The sequence below is a fragment of the uncultured Campylobacter sp. genome (genome assembly GCF_938045775.1).
In the GTDB taxonomy this organism is placed as follows: Bacteria; Campylobacterota; Campylobacteria; order Campylobacterales; family Campylobacteraceae; genus Campylobacter_B.
The window spans coordinates 1-16785 of record NZ_CALIBH010000158.1 but is presented as its reverse complement, the minus strand read 5'-3'; the positions used below and the strand labels follow the sequence as shown (position 1 = coordinate 16785).

Genomic DNA, 16785 nt, shown 5'->3' with positions numbered 1-16785 from the left:
TGGAGAAATGGCTGAAATTCCTACAATACAAGAAGGAATTTCGTTAATGTGCCTTTCAATTCCTTCAAAAATCATCTCAATCGACGAAAATAATTTCGCGACGGTGGAGACTCTGGGCGTGCGCCGCGGCGTGAGCTTGGATCTGCTCCCTGAGCCCGCGGCGGTCGGGGAGTACGTGCTGATCCACGTTGGCTTTGCGATGGAGAAGATCGATACGCAGCGAGCGAAGGAGAGTATCGAAATTTACGAGCAGATTGCAAATCAGATGAGGGCGGAAGAGAGCTCCGTGTATGAAAGCATAGAGCCGAGAGCCGGCGCAGAGAATTAAAACGGCTTGCAAACCCGTAAAATTTAAGGTAAATAATGGATCTAATCAAGGATTTTAGGGATAAGGAGCTGATTTTAGCGCTTAGCAAGCTGATAATTTCTAAAAGCAAAAAGCCGCTAAACATTATGGAGATTTGCGGCGGACACACGCACTCGATCATGAAATTCGGCCTTCCTAGCCTGGTCGGCAAAAATATCAAATTTATCCACGGCCCCGGCTGCCCAGTGTGCGTAATGCCGCGCAGTCGCATCGACGAGGCGATCAAGCTCGCCGCGATGCCGCAGAGTATTTTTTGCACTCTAGCAGATATGCTTCGAGTTCCTGGCTCTCGCACCAGCTTGCAGAAGCTGCGCGGCGAGGGGCACGATATCAGGGCGCTTTACAGCCCGCTTGATTGCATAAAGATCGCGCAGGAAAATCCGCAAAAAACGGTGATATTTTTTGCGATCGGCTTTGAGACGACGACGCCGATGAGCGCCGTGCTGATCGATAAGGCGCTAAGCCTGGAGCTAAAAAATCTCTTTTTCCACATCAACCACGTTACGGTGCCCGCGCCCGTGCGAGCGATCTTAGACGATGCGGACGTGCAGATAGACGCGTTTTTGGGACCTAGCCACGTAAGCGTGATCACCGGCGCGAAGGCCTACGAGAGCATCGCGCGGGATTACAAAAAGCCGATCGCCGTAAGCGGATTTGAGCCGCTTGACATAATGGCGGGCGTGTTAAATTTGGTGGAGCAGCAAAACGCCGGCACCTACGAGGTTTTCAACGAATACGAGCGCGTCGTAAAAGAGGGCGGCAACCAAAAAGCGCAAAATTTAATAGATAAATATTTTGAAATTTGCGATTTTCCGTGGCGAGGGCTCGGCGAAATTCCAAAAAGCGGCATGAAGCTGCGCCCGCAGTACGCGGCGCTGGATGCCAGGGTGCAGTTTGATTGCAGCGTACAGAGCGCGCCCGAGAGCAAGGCCTGTATCTGCGGCGAAATTTTGCGCGGTAAAAAAAGCCCTTATGATTGCAAGGTTTTCGGCAAGCACTGTACGCCGCAAAACCCGATAGGATCGTGCATGGTCTCAAGCGAAGGGGCGTGTGCGGCGTACTATAAATACGGCGACGTCAAAAACGCGGGTTAAATTTTGCACGCGGTATAGCAGGGCGTAAATTTTAAAAATAAGTCATGATTTAAAATTTTGACCGAAGAAAAAACGTCGGGCTAAAATTTAATTTGAAATTTTGCGCGGCGCCGTAGCGGCGCGGCTTGTTCGGCTGCGGAATACGGGCTTTAAATTTAAAACCGAATTTAAAACCAAATAAAAAGGAAAAATTTGAACGAAACTATACTTTTAAGCCACGGCGGCGGCGGCGAGGAGATGAATAGGCTCATCAACGAGACGATATTTGCAGCGTTTGATAATGAAATTTTACGCGCGAACAACGACAGCGCGATACTAAATTTAAATTTAGACGATTTAAATTTAGACGCCGGGGCGGGTTTTGATCGCGCGGCGAACTCTGCTTTGAATTCGGCGGCTAGTTTCGGCGGCGAGCTGGCTTTCAGCACCGATAGTTTCGTCGTCACACCGCTATTTTTTAATGGCGGCGACATCGGCAAGATCGCCGTTTGCGGCACCGTCAACGACCTTGCGATGGTGGGCGCCAAGCCACTGTTTTTAAGCTGCGCACTCATCATCGAGGAGGGGCTTAGCTTAAGCGAGCTGCGACGCATCCTGGACTCGATGGCGAGCACCGCGCGAAGCTGCGGCGTTCGTATCGTTTGCGGCGACACGAAGGTCGTACCGCGGGGCAATTGCGATAAAATTTTCATCAACACGAGCGGCATCGGCCGTGTTTTACGACCTGCGCGCGTGCAAAACATCAAAGCGGGCGCAAAAATCCTCCTTAGCGGCGACATCGGGCGACACGGAGCAGTAATACTCGCGGCACGCGACGAGATCGCGCTAAGTAGCGAGCTACAAAGTGACTGCAAACCGCTTTGCGGCGCGGTCGAAAAGCTGATCTTGCAAGGCGTGAAGATCCAAGCGATGCGAGATGCGACGCGCGGCGGGCTTAGCGCGGTTTTGAACGAATTCGCAAGCTCCAGTGGGCTTGAATTTTTAGTGCGCGAAGAGGATATCAAAATCAGCGACGAAGTAGTGGGTGTGTGCGAGCTGCTGGGCTTTGAGCCATACGAACTCGCAAACGAAGGCACTTTCGTAGCGATCGTAAAAGATGACGCCGAAGCGAATAGGGCGCTTGAGATACTGCGCGAATTTGACGCAAACGCCGCAATCATCGGCGAGGTACGCGAAGTAGGGCACGGCGGGGGCGAATTTGAGGGTACTTTGACGCCGAAGCTTAGCGCGCAAGACGAATTTACGGGTATAAGCGATACGGACGCGGCGTCAGAAAATAGGGCGGAACAATTTCAAGCTCCCTATGCGACAAAAGGGCGAGTGATTTTGCAAAACGCCTACGGCTCGCAGCGATTTCTGGAGCTTCCGAAAGGCGAACTGCTGCCGAGGATTTGTTAAATTTGCGTGCAAATTTAAGCCTAAATTTCAGACGTATTTTTAAATTTACAACAAAATTTCGTATAAAATACGGCGTGGCCGTAAAATTTAGAGGGAAAAATGCATGAACTATCGATCGTAGCGGATCTTGTGGCGCTATGTGAAAAGGCGCTAAACGCTGAAAAAGCGAAGAAAAAAGGCGCGGCCGAGCAGGGCGATAAAAATAGCTGCGACATCGCCGATACTGCCAATGAAAATACGGACATAGACACCAGGAATCCCGAAAATACGGGCGCTGCAAATACGGACTCGAACGACAAAAACGGCGATTTTTATAAAAATTTAGGTGCAAATCCACAGGCATCTTACGATGCATTTAGTTCGAAAAGTCCACAGATAAGGGAACTGCACGTAAAAATAGGGCGACTAAGCGGCGTGGAAGCGCATTATCTGCAAAACTGCTATGAAGTCTTTCGCGCAGGCACCGTCTGCGAAAATGCGGATCTCATCATCCACACCCAAGAGATCGTCGTAAAATGCAAAAACTGCGGTTTTAGCGGAGATTTGGCGCAGAACGACTTTTCTTGCCCGCACTGCAAAAGCTCCGAAATCAGTGTAATCGACGGCGAGGATATGTATCTAATGCGCCTGGTTATCGAATAAAAGAGGGCGCTCATCTTGGCGCGATAACTTCTTATATTTCAAATTTAAACTCTTGTCATAAGCAAAATTTCATTTCCACCCAATTCAAATATCATCTATTTTGATTCTTGCAGAAAACACATTTGTCCTACTGATTTCATTTGAAGTCGCTAAATTATCAAATAAGATTGATGTAAAAATTCTTCTAATAAAAACCATTGATAAAAACACCAAATGCGTCAAAAATACATGAAATTATTCATATAATTATACGTTAATTTCGTATTAGATTTTTACTTGAAAATTATAGTTTATCTTACGTGTGTAAGACTAGCTCAAAGCAAAACGGCGTTATTGGGCATAAGTTCGAGTTGTCCAGTCCTGATGGCGTTAAGCTCTGCTCTGCTATTTTTAAAAATCCCGAGCAGCAGAAACACATTCATAATGTCTATATTCAGCTTTATGGAGAGGCTATTTATAGCTATGGCATAAAGTCCACGATTGGTAAGATATTAGATATTTTGAAATCTGCATTTGGTCTTACTGCTAATTTTATGACAATGTATCCGAGTAGGGTAGATATTAATTGCTTTATCGGCGGCTATGATTTTTCAAAATGTAAGCCTGAATGTTTTGCAGGTAGATTTTACGTGTCTGAAGAATGTTGCAAAGGACACGAGATTTTTGAGATTAACAGCCGTTTAGGTCTTGAAACCTTGTATTTAGGCTCAAGGAGCAGCGTTTTGTATTTTAAAATTTATAATAAAAAGCTTGAGATTGAGAAAAGTTTAGATACTTTGTCGTCTCAAGTCAAGAAAGAGTATTTATTGCAAAACGGCTTTGATTTTGAAAAGCCTATTTGGAACGCAGAATTTACGCTTAAAAGAGATTATTTAATGCAATGTGGAGTTAGAACCCTTACAAGTCTATTTTCGTTTTACAAAGGCTTATTTGGCAATACGTTTTCTAATCTTAGCTTTTATGGCGATGATGTAGCAAAGATACGGAGGTATAAGGAAAGTCGAAATCTAAGCAGGCTAAAGGAACACCCTCTTTGGCTTGATATTTTAAATTATTGCGATTTTGAAAGGATTTCTATTATGTCTGGCTGCTTGGAATACGATGCTCCATTACCGCACCGTATGACGGTCAAGCGATCTAAAGTAGGCTGCGAGAAGTGGCACAAGCGTCAGATGATAAAATACTTGCAGAAAGCCAAAGAAAATGGTTGGGATTTGAAGTATTTAGGGGATTTCCTTGCATAATTATGCAGTTTTAACCTTTTTTCGCATACGCACGAAATAATATTTTTTTGCAGTCTGTCAAGGCTCCGTAGGACATAAAGCAAAAACACTCATCACCGATGATATTATTAAAATTTATGAGTGTTTTTGCTTTATGCTTGGTCTTGACAGATCTAGCAAAAATAATATTACAATTTTGGGCGAATCGAAAAAAGGTTAAAAATTATAAATATGGCGGGCTGCCGATTAGCCGCGAGAGGACGAGCGGCGCAGAGGCAGACCCGCAATTATTTTAAAATTTTTGCAATTATTGCCGAATGCTTGATATTGATTTAAGTTTTGGTTGATAATAAAGCTTAAATAAACCTTAAGCTATGGATAATTATCGGTCGATTATTTCGATTGAAATTATTTAAGTTTTTCGTTTAAGGGGTGTCCTTAGTAATACACCCCCTGCTACTCGTATAATTATGCAGTTCTATGCTTTAGCAAATTACCATTACACGGCACTTTGCGGCACCTCTTAAGTTTCGCACGATTTTACGCCTATGTTTTGATAAACTATTATCAAAAATACCCCTTATCTTTTTAAGTTTCTTATTTGCTTATCTATGCTAAAATCCTTATAAATTTTGCATAGAAAGGATTTAAGGAAATGAAAAGAGCTCCGAAAAGGAATTTAATGCTGCGTATGGACGCAAAACTTATCGATGACCTCGATAGGTATTGCAAAAATCTCAATATGTCTAAATCTGCATTTATTCAGAATATGATTAAGAGCGTTTTAGAGGACGCTAAGACGCTTTTTAAAGGCGAGAACCTAACGTTTAATGATTTATATCAGCTTTTGGCTTCTACGGCTCAGAAACTCGTTGATTTTGAGCGAGAGCAGATAGAATTACAAAAGGCTAAGCAAGAATAGGGGGATAAAATGGAAGCTTCAGACAAAGAAGCAAAGGGATACTCATTGCTACCGGGCATTGATAGCCTTTACTTCTTTATCAGTTGTGAGACTGAATTATATCATAACTTTTACAAGCTTGTGGATTCGGGAGATTACCAAAAGTTTGAAAATTATAGTTTTCAATATAAAATTTCTAGAATTATGGGAACTATAGCGCTTTTCAACACTATTTATCGTATATCGACTCAAAGAACCCAAAGAGACCAAATGCGAAAATGCGAGTTTTCTCTATAGTAGATTTCTCACACTCGATGCCAAATTTTAAAATTTAGCAACGCGGGGTTTCTAAAATTTATCTAAATTTCAAATCCCGCAAGTATAATCCGCCATAAAATTTTAAAAATCCAAAGGCAAAAAATGAATCGCAACACTTTAGACGCCATAAAATTCCGCGGCATAACCTCTAGGGTTTTATCGATCTGCTGCTACCTGATCATTTGGGCTTGTTGCGAGCTTTTACACGATATTACGATGAGAGGATTTTTTGCTGCCGCAGCCGCAATCGTCGCCGTGATTTTTACTTCGATGATTTTCAAACTCTCGGCAACCAAAATGATCTCGGATATCTCCGATAGTAAGGTCTTTAGGGCGTATTTAATTAACTTTATCGCCCGAGTGCTTTGGACTATCGTATTTATTTCGCCTTTACCATACTCTATGAATAATAATATTGTGAGCTTGGAGACTCTAGATTATACCTTACACGAGCGAGGCGGTTCTTTCGTGGAGGCATTCTATTGCATTTTAGCGGCTATGGCCATAGGACTTAATCACTCTATAGAGATTAAAGAGACGCAATTTGTTACCATTTGGTATGTAACGATTACAGCGTTTAAGATTGTCAGCACCATAGCCCCGGCAATAGTATATTGCTACTTAGGAGAAGCCACTAAGAGTAAAATTTTTTATGCTTACGCGTGGTTATATTTTATATCTTTAGTACTTGTAGAAATCATCAATTCGTTTATTAAACTGCCGGAAATGAGTAGTGCAACTGCAGCGTACATGGTACTCGCGATAATCCTTTTATCTGAAATTTTAGAAATTATCGCTTGGATTAGGGTTAAAGGGATTTCGGGTGCGGAGCTTTGGAATAAAAGCTTATGGACGATGCCTACAAAATAAATCAAAAAACCAATCGGTTTCGCTGGGCATCGGTCAGTATCCCGTGAGCCTAGAGGAGACGGGTAAAAATTTTTACTAGCAAAATTCTGCGTAAAATCACAAAATTCTGCCCTACGAAAGCATCTGAAATCCCCCACGACAAAATCAAAATTTATATAAAAATTTATCTGGATTTTATACTGATCAGCTATAATTCCGCTATTCTAATCCCGCATATTTTGCGGAATTTTCAAGGAGAAAAAATGCTTAAACTTCACTCAATCCTTCTTGGTGCAGCGCTTTGCGCTAGCCTGGCTTTTGCAGATCGCACGATTACCGATCAGCTCGGTCGCAAGGTCACGATCCCGGATCAAGTAAATCGTATCGTCGTGCTACACCACGAAGCGCTCAATGTCTTAAACGAAATCAACGCCCAAGATAAGGTCGTAGGCATCCTAAAAAGCTGGGAGCAACGCCTAGGCAAAGAGTATAATCGTTTGGCGCCGAGTTTTAAAAACCTACCTAATCCGGGCGATATCAAAGATGTCAATTACGAAGCTCTGCTTAGTCTAAAGCCCGATGCGGTCGTAGTGGTAAACTACTTTCCTAAAGAATATATCGCTAAAATGGAGGAGTTAAAAATCCCGGTCGTAGGCATTTCATTTTTTAGCTCTGCACAAGAGGAAAAAGCTAAACTAAATCCGACCTTTAAAGATGAGCGCGATAGCTTCGCTGCTTACGATGAGGGCTTTTACGAGGGGGTTAAAATTCTAGGCGAACTAAGCAATCACGAAAAGGATGCCGCTGAACTAATAGATTTCGTTAAAAAATCGCAAGCTGATTTAAATGCCAAATTTAGCAATTTTATCGTAGATAAAAGACCTAGAGTTTATATGGCAAATCCCGATCTTACGACCTACGGTAGCGGCAAATATACTGGCGTAATGCTAGCAAGAGCGGGTGCGACAAACGTTGCCGCTGCAGATATAAAGGGCTACAAGCAGGTTTCGCCGGAGCAAATTTTAGCATGGAATCCGCAGATTATCTTAGTGCAAAACCGCTATCCTCAAGTACCTGCCGAACTTAAGGCAAACCCTGCGCTAAAAGGTCTTAGCGCCGTGAAAGAGGATAGAATTTATCTAATGCCCGAATTCGTTAAAGCATGGGGTCATCCGACTGCCGAAGCAATGGCGCTTGGTGAGGAATGGCTTGCGATGAAACTTTATCCGCAAAATTTTAAGGACGCAAACTTTGATAAAAAAGTAGAGGAATTCTACGAGAAATTTTACCGCGTCAAATATCAAAAATAATGCTGAACCTAATCCTGCTTCTTTTTTGGGTAGTGCTGGCGCTAATCTCGCTCGCTAGCGGACAATTTCATATACCGTTAGAAGAAATTTTTAAAATTCTCTTTAGCGGAGGCGGCGATGAAGCTGCCAAAAGTGTGATGATGGATGTTAGAATTCCGCGCATTCTACTCTCTAGTCTTTGCGGTGGAGCGCTTGCTATCGCGGGTTTGAGCTTGCAGGCGGTATTTAAAAACCCGCTCGTTGGCCCGCACATCGTAGGCGTTAGCACTGCAGCGGCATTCGGCGGCGCGCTTTGTATTTTGCTAGGATTGAGCGGCTTATGGCTTGCGGGGTTTGCATTTTGCTTCGGGCTTGCGGCGCTATTTTTACTCTATCTTTTGGCAAAATTCGTAGCACGCGCCGATATTTTCTCACTCATTTTAGCAGGTATAGTCATTAACGGCGTATTTGCCGCACTTACGAGCTTAGTGCAGTATCTAGCAGACGATGAGGAAGTGCTACCTAATATCGTCTTTTGGCTACTGGGAAGCTTCGTAAGCGCAGGATACGATAAAGTAATTTTGATGTGCGCGATCGCCCTGCCCGCTTCTGCAGTCTTAATCGCGCTGAGATGGCGGTTTAATCTACTCAGCCTAAATGATGATGATTTGCGCGTGCTGGGCGTGGATGTTAAGTTTCTGCGCTGCACGATCCTAGCGCTTTGCACCGCTCTGATCGCCGTACAAGTTAGCGTCAGCGGAAATATCGGCTGGGTAGGTCTTGTAGTGCCGCACGCCACCAGGCTCATCGCGGGCAGCGACCACGTGAAGCTAATGCCTGCCTGCTTCATTGCAGGAGCGATCTTTATGCTGGCAATCGACGATCTATCTCGCTCGCTAAGTAGCGCCGAAATTCCTTTAGGAATTCTATCCGCTCTCATCGGAAGCCCGATCTTTGCCCTACTTCTAAAAAGGAGTGCCAAAAATGCAAAATCTAATTGAGGTAAAAAACGCTGGCTTTTACTACGAGGCGGAAAAATTCTGCTTTCGCAACTTAAGCTTCGAGCTTGCCAGCTCTCAAACATTAGCGATTTTGGGCTTAAACGGGCAAGGCAAAAGCACGCTAATGTCGTGTATGATGGGGATTTTGCAGCCTAAAGAAGGCGAGATCGTGCGCAAGGCAAAATTTGCTTTCTTGCCGCAGAGCTTTAACGTCGCGTTTGATTACAGCGTGCTTGACATCGTACTGATGGGCAGGGTACGCGAGATCTCGCTCTTTTCAAAACCGGGCAAAAAGGATATTCAAATCTGCCTTAACGCTCTGGATACGCTAGGCGTCGCCCATCTGCAAAAGCGCAGCTTTAACGCCCTTAGCGGCGGGCAGAGGCAGCTCGTGCTCTTTGCTAGAGCCCTAGCTAGCAGCAGCGACGTGCTGTTCTTGGACGAGCCTGCCAGCGCGCTTGATATCAAAAACCAAGACCGCGTGCTAAGCCTCATCGCGAATCTGCGCTCAAATAGCGATGCGAGCATAGTTTTTACTACTCACCAGCCTAACCACGCCCTTGCAGTCGCCGATCGCACACTGATCTTGCGAAATGATCTTAGCTACAACTACGGCGCAAGCAACGAAATTTTAACTGAAGCCGCGCTTAGCTCGCTCTACGGCGTGCAGATCAAAACGGCGGAATTTGACGTTGCGGGCGAGCAAATCCCCAGCATCACGCAAATTTTTAGCGCACAGGTGAGGTAGGCGCGAGCGGCGCGACAAAGCAACTCATCAATCGGCGCGAAATTTTAAATCGTGGGATTTTGTCTTAAAATGTCACTTTAAAATTTAGATCTAAATTTCATAGCGGAATTTCGCTTTAAAATTTCGTAATAAAGTTTTGTTTTAGAATTCCTGCCTGGGATTTCATGGCGGAATTCTGCCTTGCAAATTTGCAAAATTTTGCTCTAGAATTTCACGGCGAATTCTATTCGACATCACGCTAATTTTTAAATCCTGCTATGAAAGTATGCTGCGCTTGAGATCTGAAATTCCGCCGTGAAATTCTGCCCCGCAAATCCATAGATGGAATTCCGTTTTAAATCCCGCGGCGAAATTTTATTCTCGCTCTGGTAAAATTCCTGAAATTCCGCAGTCTGCAAGCTTGCCCTGACGAAATTTTAAAATTTTAAATTTAGCTATTTAATTCCTGCTTTACATAGATTTATGTATACTTCGGGATAAATTTTTTAAGAGGCTTATGTATGCAAAATCTCGTATTTCAGGCAAGAAAAGAGGGGATGATCAGCACCGGCATCGATCTGTTTTTAGCGGCAGTACCTGCGACTTTAGTTGCGCTAGATATTGCTACTGGCGGCATGCTAGGGCTTAGCACCAACAAGACGGCTACCTATATCACTGGCGGAATTATTTTTGCTCTTTTGTGTGTTTCGGTATTTTTCAGGCTAAGAGCGCTCCGCAAAATTTCAATGCTTAGCGGCATAAAAGCGGCGGCACTTTACCGCAACTGCGTAATTGTCTGCATCTGTGTCATTGCCATAACAAGCATCTTTTTATCGATTCCTTTATCGATCTCACACAAGCATTTGGCAATGATATTGTGCATTTTGATAGCGTTTGTAGGCGCAATCTACATGATCGTAGCGTGGTTTTGCATAAATTTTGCTCTAGCACGCGTAAGCGGCGTGGGGATCTTTGAGACATATGTGTGGCTCTGCGTCATCCTTTTTCCATTAAATGCACTATACCATTTGATATTACCCATAGTCCTCATAATAACCGGCATCGTGCATCTGCTAGCCTGGAGCAAGATAGAAAAGATAAGCGTAAAAGTTTAGAATTTCGCAAATATCTTGTCGCGATAGAATTCCGATCTGATCGGTTTAATTTATATTTTATGCTTGTTTATATATACTTCTGGTCAAATTTTTAAAAAGGGTTTATATATGCAATTCATTGTATCTCAGGCAAGAAAAGAGGGGATGATCAGCACCGGCATCGATCTGTTTTTGGCGGCGCTACCCGCGGTTTTTATCGTGGTAGGCTATGTCTCTTTCAGCGAGCCATGGCGCCTTGATGACGAGATGATAAATTATATCGCTAGCGGAATTTTGATTGCTTTTATTTGTGTTTCGGCATTTTTCAGATTGCAGGCACTCCGAAAAATTTCAGCGCTTAGCGGCATAAAAGCAGCGACGCTTTATCGCAACTGCATAATAATCTGCGTCTGCTTTTTTGCGCTAGCGCTCGTGCTTAATTACCTTTATCCGAGGGAGCCTGACGCAGACGGCGGGCAGAGCGATAACCCATTTGTGGCGATATTTGGACTAGCGCTTTTCGCAGGCGTTATTTACATAATCGTCGCATGGTTTCGCATAAATTTCTCTTTGGCGCGCGTAAGCGGCGTGAGTACCTTTCGGACTTATGTGTGGCTTTGTGTGGGGCTTTTTGTGCTAAATATACTATGCAATGCAGCGATTATTGCTATAGCTATTTCCTCCGAGCCGCGGACCGAGCAGGTCTCGGCTTTAGCTATTGCTGTCGTAATGCTTAAACTGCTCCTGCCGTTTGCCGCTCTCATAATAACTGGCATCGTGCACCTACTAGCCTGGAGCAAGATAGAAAAGATAAGCGCGGAGGTTTAAATTTTAAATTTCATAAACCTCTTGTCACGATAAAATTTCGCTCTTTTCGGTTTGATTAGCGTTTTACATCTGCTTTTTGCATATTGAAATAAATTTTTAAAAGGAGTTATACGACGTGCAAGACACCGTATCTCAAGCAAGAAAAAATGGGATGATCAGCACCGGCATTGATCTGTTTTTAGCGGCGTTACCAGTGGTTTTGATGGCGATAGACTTTGTTTTTGAGGGCATACCGGGTATCCATATAATATCGTGATCATAGGTGGAATTTTTATCGCTTTTATTTGCTTCTCGGTGATTTATAGGTTAAGAGCGCTCAGCAAAATTTCAGCTCTTAGCGGGATAAAAGCGGCGGCGCTTTACCGCAACTGCATAATTGTTTTCATCTGCATCTCGGTGTTTTCATTATTTCATCCGATAAGTTCTTGTAGAGAAGAGATGGTTAGAGAGACAACAGGAGAGACAATATGGAATTTAGCGGTACCCGCAGCCGCAATCTACATAATCGTAGCGTGGCTTCGCATAAATTTCTCTTTGGCGCGAGTAAGCGGCGTGAGCGCCTTTCGCACCTATGTATGGCTCTGCGTGGGGTTTTTAGCGCTAAATATACTGTGCGGCGCAGGGCCCTTTCGTTTGGCTACCTCCAAGCCGCAAATTGGCGATTCCGATGCAGTTTTAATTATCGCGTCATTAAAGGAATTTTTGCCGTTCATTGCTCTTGTGATAACTAGCATCGTGCATCTGCTAGCTTGGAGCAAGATAGAAAAGCTCGCCTAAGCCGAAGCGCTTTCGTTTTGCAGCGACCTCGCGCTTTTGTAAGTCTAAACCGTAACGTCCAAAGTCGCGCTGTTATAGCAATGTCAAGCGCGCCGCCGCAGCAGCAAAGCCGCAAGATAGCGCATAAATTTAGAAAATTCAAAGGATAAAAATGAAAGAAATTTCAAAGCAAGATCTGCTTCGCAAGGCGAAATTCCGCGGAGTTTTAGGTGCCGTGATTTTGCTAGGCATCGGCATAAGCGGCACGGTGGGCGTAAGCAGCATAGACGAGGACGCGGTCGCGATTTTTAGAGTTTTAGCGCTGCTAGCGACGCTAGCGATATTTTACGACTGCTTCGTTTGCCTAGAAAAGGCACTAGGCGTGCGCTTCGTTAAGACCTATAGACTGATAGAAAGTATCCCAATCGTCGCGATTTTGTGCTACTGCGCCATGGTAGTAGCGCTAAAAGAGGGCGCGATGCTTGATCTACTCTACACCCTGCTCTACGTCCTTTCGACGTGCGCAGCGGTGATAATCTGGGGCGTATTAAACTGCCGCCTAGCCACACTTAGCGGCGTGGATTTATTTAAAATCTACGGCATAGTGGTGTCCGTGACGTGGCCCTGCGAAGCGGCATCGGGCGCGCTAGCTAAAATAGGCGTAATCCTCGCTCTGCCGTATCTAATCGCAGCGTCGCTGGTAACGGCGTTTTCGGGGATTTTGCTAATCATAGCGTGGATAAAATTCAACCCCGCAAGGTTATGCGGCGCGGAAAATTCTAGCGAGCTTGACGGCGCCAAGCTAGGTGCGGACGGCGAAAAACCAAGCATTTACAGAAAACTCGCCACTTTTTAAGAAATCAGACGCAGACGATGCGAAAAAGCCCGCTTCCAAGGCGAGCGCAGATGATACGACTGCCGCAAGACGCCCGGGCAACCCCGGATTTAAATTCTAACTCTATTCGCAAGATGGAATTTTGCAAAATTTTTAAAATTTAAGGCGCGGAATTTTATCGCGACGCGCGGTGCATCGGGCGGAAACACGGGATTTTGATTTAATTTTATCCGCTACGAACGCGCAAAATTTAGGGCAAAATTCCAAGCCTAAATTCCGCGATCAATTTAAAATTTTAAGCAAAGGTTCAATCCAAAAATTCCTACGAAGCAAAATCCAAGCCAAAATTCCAGCTGAAATTCTAAAATTCCGATCTAATCCCTAATCCAGCTTATTTCTAAAAAGCGACGCCGCAAAGCTCAACGTGCCCACGCCGATCAGCAGCAGCGGCACGATGAGATGCCACAGCTCGCTTAGGCTCGCGCCTTCCAGGTAGATCCGCCACATGCAGTTGTTGGCATAATACATCGGATCTAGGTGCGCGATGTAGTAAAACCACTGCGGCATCGCGTCCGCAGGCGTTATCAGCCCGCTTATCATAATGCACGGCAGCAGGAACAAAAACGAGCTTACGACCGATTGTAGCGAGGTTTTGCAGACGGTCGAGATCACGAGGCCGATGCCTACGTTGCAGGCGCTAAAGATCGCGATGATCGCAAAAAGATCCGCAAAGCGCCCTCGAAACGGAATTTCGAAGTAAAACACGCAGATCAAAAACAGCGCGAGCCCCTGCGCGATCGCGATCAGCACGGGCGGCACGGCTTTGCCGATTAGCATCTCAAGCGGGTTTGCAGGCGTCATCAGCATCATATCAAAGCTACCCTCCTCGCGCTCGCGAGAGACGCTAAACGCCGATAGCATCAGCACCTGAATCATCGAAAGCCCCAAAATCATCCCCGTCATGATCGTGTAGCGCGTGATCGTGTTTTCGTTAAAAACATAGCGCGGATTTATACTGATTAAATTGACAAAATTCTGCGCGTTGTATTCCCCCGCTATGGCTTGCACGAAGCCGATGACGGTGTTTGCCAAGGTCGTATTGCGCGAATCCGCGATGATCAAAAGCTCGTGCGTGTCCTTAAAATCGTTGCCGAAATAGATCCCGATGATCGCCTCGCCCTCGCTTACCGCGCGGCGCAGGCAGGTTAGGTCTTTGCAGCCGAGATCTGTTTTAAACATCGGCGTAGCAGCGATCTGCTGTACCAGCGCGGTGGACGTCGCATCGCGGGCATCGTCCAAAATCGCGTAGCGCACCTGCTCGGGGGTGAAATTCGCGCCGTAGCCGAATATGATCGCCTGCACCAGCACCGGCACGATCAGCACCATGCGCGTGCCCTTGTCGCGAAACATCGCCAAAAATTCCTTTTTTATCAGCGCGCGAATTCGAAGCAGGGATTTTCGCAGAGCGTTCATCGCGCACTCCTTTTAAATTTAGCGGCGCCTTTAAATTTAACGCCATTTTCAAATTTAGCGGCGCGTGCGTGCAGAACGGAATTTAAAGAGAAATTTAAACGCACCGCGGACGCGGGTTTAAATTTACGCACCTCGAGCGTAAATTTCCGCAGCGCGAGCTTGAGCTTATACGATGCGAACATGAAATTTAAAATTTCAGATCTATTACGCGGCGGCTCGGGCGTAAATTTTAAAAGCGCAAGTTTAAACCTGCACGGCGACAAGGAGCTAGAATTTAAAAGCTCTGCCGCTTGCTTTTGCGGCTTGAAGCAGTATTTTAAGCGCTCTGCGGCGCTAAATTTTAAAATTTCAAACCCGCGCCCAACCGCCGCTTGCAAGCCGAAGCATCTCGCACCGAGAAATTTTAAAAATTTCATCGCATGCCTATTCAGAACGTAAAATTTCATTCTTTGCACTCCCCGTAAAAGCAAAGCGTTCGTCGCTTGCCCTACTTCATAGCGCGAAATTTTACCGCTTGCGGCTCGAATAAAAGCGAGGTACTTATGCAAGTAAACGGCGTAAATTTCGCTACGCCACGCTTCGTAATTACACCGTGTAACCGCGCTGCAAAGCTGCATCGTAAAGTTCGATTTAAAATTTAAAAGCGCGCCCGTGAGGTCAAATTTGCTAAAATTTTCCGCGCGCGCCGTTTTGTAGCCGTGCCGTGCAGCTGCGCTACGAAGCGCTATGCGGCGTCGCGCAGAATCCAAATATTGATTAATCTTAACCGCGCGCCGTTTTTCTACCGCGTCGTACGTATGCTGCGAAGTAAGCCGCGCCGCACGCCCTGCTTCGGCTTTATCTGCGCGCGGCAAAGTATGACGCAGAGCAAACGGCAGCGAGCAAATAAGCTTTAAAATTTTAAATTCACGCTGCGATATAAAATTTTGCGCTGTATCCACAAAAGGCGCTGAAGCGCGCGTAAATTTTAAAATTTCAAGCCCATTGCGCAGCTTGGGCGTAAATTTTAAAATTTTAGATCTATTGCGCGGTAGCTTGGGCGTAAATTTCAAAAACTCCGCCGCCTGTTTATGCGAGCCAAAATGTCTCGCGCTAAGAAATTTTAAAATTTCAAGCTCGCGCTCCGTTTGCTTGCGCAAAAATTCTAAAATTTTCATCGCGTCCTCTCTTTTGGCGGCGTGAAATTCCGCCATCGATGCCTTGGGCGAAAGCGAAACGTTAATTGCGCCGATTTTTGCGGCGCGAAATTTCTCCGCGCAAGCGTAAAGCAAAAATAAAAATTTCATCGTGCGCCCCTTTTTACGCTAAGCACGCACAAGCTGAAAAACAAAACCGCTCCGAGCGCCTGAATGGCGAGGTTTACCCACAGCGTCGCGCTCTGTCCGCCCGAGAGGAAGCAGATGCGAAAGGACTCGACCGCGTATGTGGGCGGCAGCAGGTGCCCGATGAAGTTGATCGTCGCGGGCAGTCCGCGCAGATCGAATATCATGCCGCTAAGCAGCGTCACGGGCAGATAGCCGATGACGATGGCGTATTCCTGCGCTAGGAATTGATTTTTGCAGATCGCCGAGATCAGCATGCCTAGGCAGGTCATCTCCAGCACGAAGACGCAAAGCGTCGCCAGCAGCATCGCCACGCTGCCGCGGATCGGGATACCTAAAAGCACCTGCCCGTAAACGAGCGTCATCGCGCCGCCCAAAAGCGCTAGGAAATAATACGCGCCGACCTTGGCAGTGACGATCTCAAGTGCGCTTGCGTTGGAGTTGTAAAGCGAGGCGATCGTGCCGCGGTCCCATTCGCGCGAGATCACAACCGCGACCATAAATAGGCAGATGAGCCCTAAAATCCCCACGTACTCAGCAGATACGAGATACCACGTCGATTCGTTGGCTTCGTTGAACCAGCTACGATAATTCACGCTGACGGGCCTTGCCGCGGCGTTTAAATTTGCGTTTAAAAAGCCGTAATCTTGCGCCAAAACCTGCTCGAT

The 16785-nt window shown here is 45.7% G+C and carries 19 protein-coding genes; 15 read left to right on the top strand and 4 right to left on the bottom strand.

The annotated features are described in order from the left end of the window. Positions 1 to 46: 46 nt before the first annotated feature. From Q0238_RS05995 to Q0238_RS05950, 10 genes are all read left to right on the top strand, one after another. Positions 47 to 328, top strand: a complete 282-nt coding sequence (locus Q0238_RS05995) for a HypC/HybG/HupF family hydrogenase formation chaperone (protein WP_297943946.1) — start codon at positions 47 to 49, stop codon at positions 326 to 328. 35 nt (positions 329 to 363) lie between these two features. Next, complete coding sequence (gene hypD / locus Q0238_RS05990; RefSeq protein ID WP_297943943.1) at positions 364 to 1461, top strand: hydrogenase formation protein HypD; 1098 nt, start codon at positions 364 to 366, stop codon at positions 1459 to 1461. 192 nt (positions 1462 to 1653) lie between these two features. Next, a complete protein-coding gene (hypE, locus tag Q0238_RS05985; RefSeq protein WP_297943940.1) occupies positions 1654 to 2859 on the top strand; it encodes a hydrogenase expression/formation protein HypE in 1206 nt (401 codons plus the stop codon). Positions 2860 to 2958: 99 nt separating this feature from the next. After that, entirely contained in the window at positions 2959 to 3501 is a 543-nt protein-coding gene (locus Q0238_RS05980) for a hydrogenase maturation nickel metallochaperone HypA (RefSeq protein WP_297943938.1), read from the top strand. Positions 3502 to 3851: 350 nt separating this feature from the next. Beyond that, positions 3852 to 4745 (top strand): hypothetical protein, encoded by an 894-nt coding sequence (locus Q0238_RS05975; protein WP_297943936.1) that lies wholly within the window; start codon positions 3852 to 3854, stop codon positions 4743 to 4745. Between the two features lie 670 nt (positions 4746 to 5415). Continuing rightward, positions 5416 to 5646 carry a hypothetical protein gene (locus Q0238_RS05970; protein ID WP_297943933.1) on the top strand — a complete coding sequence of 77 codons (231 nt, stop codon included), beginning with the start codon at positions 5416 to 5418 and terminating at the stop codon, positions 5644 to 5646. Between the two features lie 399 nt (positions 5647 to 6045). Next, on the top strand, positions 6046 to 6813 hold the full coding sequence (locus Q0238_RS05965; RefSeq protein ID WP_297943930.1) for a hypothetical protein: 768 nt from the start codon (positions 6046 to 6048) through the stop codon (positions 6811 to 6813). Positions 6814 to 7055: 242 nt separating this feature from the next. Next, on the top strand, positions 7056 to 8102 hold the full coding sequence (locus tag Q0238_RS05960; RefSeq protein ID WP_177388356.1) for an ABC transporter substrate-binding protein: 1047 nt from the start codon (positions 7056 to 7058) through the stop codon (positions 8100 to 8102). Beyond that, on the top strand, positions 8102 to 9082 hold the full coding sequence (locus tag Q0238_RS05955; RefSeq protein ID WP_291937156.1) for an iron ABC transporter permease: 981 nt from the start codon (positions 8102 to 8104) through the stop codon (positions 9080 to 9082). Before Q0238_RS05960 ends, Q0238_RS05955 begins: the two co-directional genes overlap by 1 nt. Beyond that, positions 9066 to 9830: an ABC transporter ATP-binding protein gene (locus Q0238_RS05950; protein ID WP_297943927.1), complete on the top strand. Its 765-nt coding sequence runs from the start codon at positions 9066 to 9068 to the stop codon at positions 9828 to 9830. The genes Q0238_RS05955 and Q0238_RS05950 overlap by 17 nt, the downstream gene beginning before the upstream one ends. Positions 9831 to 10075: 245 nt before the next feature. Here the strand turns inward: Q0238_RS05950 and Q0238_RS05945 are convergent, their stop codons facing one another. Further along, the gene (locus tag Q0238_RS05945; protein ID WP_297943924.1) at positions 10076 to 10228 is read right to left on the bottom strand and encodes a hypothetical protein; all 153 of its coding nucleotides are present in this window, start codon (positions 10226 to 10228) and stop codon (positions 10076 to 10078) included. A gap of 102 nt (positions 10229 to 10330) precedes the next feature. Here Q0238_RS05945 and Q0238_RS05940 point away from each other — a divergent pair, with 102 nt between their 5' ends. The 5 genes from Q0238_RS05940 (at position 10331) to Q0238_RS05920 (ending at position 13343) form a co-directional block, all read left to right on the top strand. Next, positions 10331 to 10924: a hypothetical protein gene (locus Q0238_RS05940; protein WP_297943922.1), complete on the top strand. Its 594-nt coding sequence runs from the start codon at positions 10331 to 10333 to the stop codon at positions 10922 to 10924. A gap of 108 nt (positions 10925 to 11032) precedes the next feature. Next, on the top strand, positions 11033 to 11731 hold the full coding sequence (locus tag Q0238_RS05935) for a hypothetical protein (RefSeq protein ID WP_297943919.1): 699 nt from the start codon (positions 11033 to 11035) through the stop codon (positions 11729 to 11731). A gap of 115 nt (positions 11732 to 11846) precedes the next feature. Continuing rightward, positions 11847 to 11987, top strand: coding sequence for a hypothetical protein (locus tag Q0238_RS05930; protein ID WP_297943916.1), 141 nt, complete (start codon positions 11847 to 11849; stop codon positions 11985 to 11987). Beyond that, positions 11984 to 12508, top strand: coding sequence for a hypothetical protein (locus Q0238_RS05925; protein ID WP_297943913.1), 525 nt, complete (start codon positions 11984 to 11986; stop codon positions 12506 to 12508). The genes Q0238_RS05930 and Q0238_RS05925 overlap by 4 nt, the downstream gene beginning before the upstream one ends. Before the next feature lie 151 nt (positions 12509 to 12659). Further along, positions 12660 to 13343: a hypothetical protein gene (locus Q0238_RS05920; RefSeq protein ID WP_297943911.1), complete on the top strand. Its 684-nt coding sequence runs from the start codon at positions 12660 to 12662 to the stop codon at positions 13341 to 13343. A 360-nt stretch (positions 13344 to 13703) separates the two neighbouring features. On the opposite strand, the gene Q0238_RS05915 is transcribed toward Q0238_RS05920, so the two are convergent. The 3 genes from Q0238_RS05915 to Q0238_RS05905 all read right to left on the bottom strand — a co-directional run. Next, entirely contained in the window at positions 13704 to 14795 is a 1092-nt protein-coding gene (locus Q0238_RS05915; protein ID WP_297943908.1) for an ABC transporter permease, read from the bottom strand. Further along, positions 14792 to 16081, bottom strand: coding sequence for a hypothetical protein (locus Q0238_RS05910; protein ID WP_297943904.1), 1290 nt, complete (start codon positions 16079 to 16081; stop codon positions 14792 to 14794). The genes Q0238_RS05915 and Q0238_RS05910 overlap by 4 nt, the downstream gene beginning before the upstream one ends. Then, positions 16078 to 16785 (bottom strand): ABC transporter permease (locus tag Q0238_RS05905; RefSeq protein ID WP_297943902.1); only part of this gene is annotated, 708 nt, incomplete at its 5' end. The genes Q0238_RS05910 and Q0238_RS05905, both read right to left, overlap by 4 nt.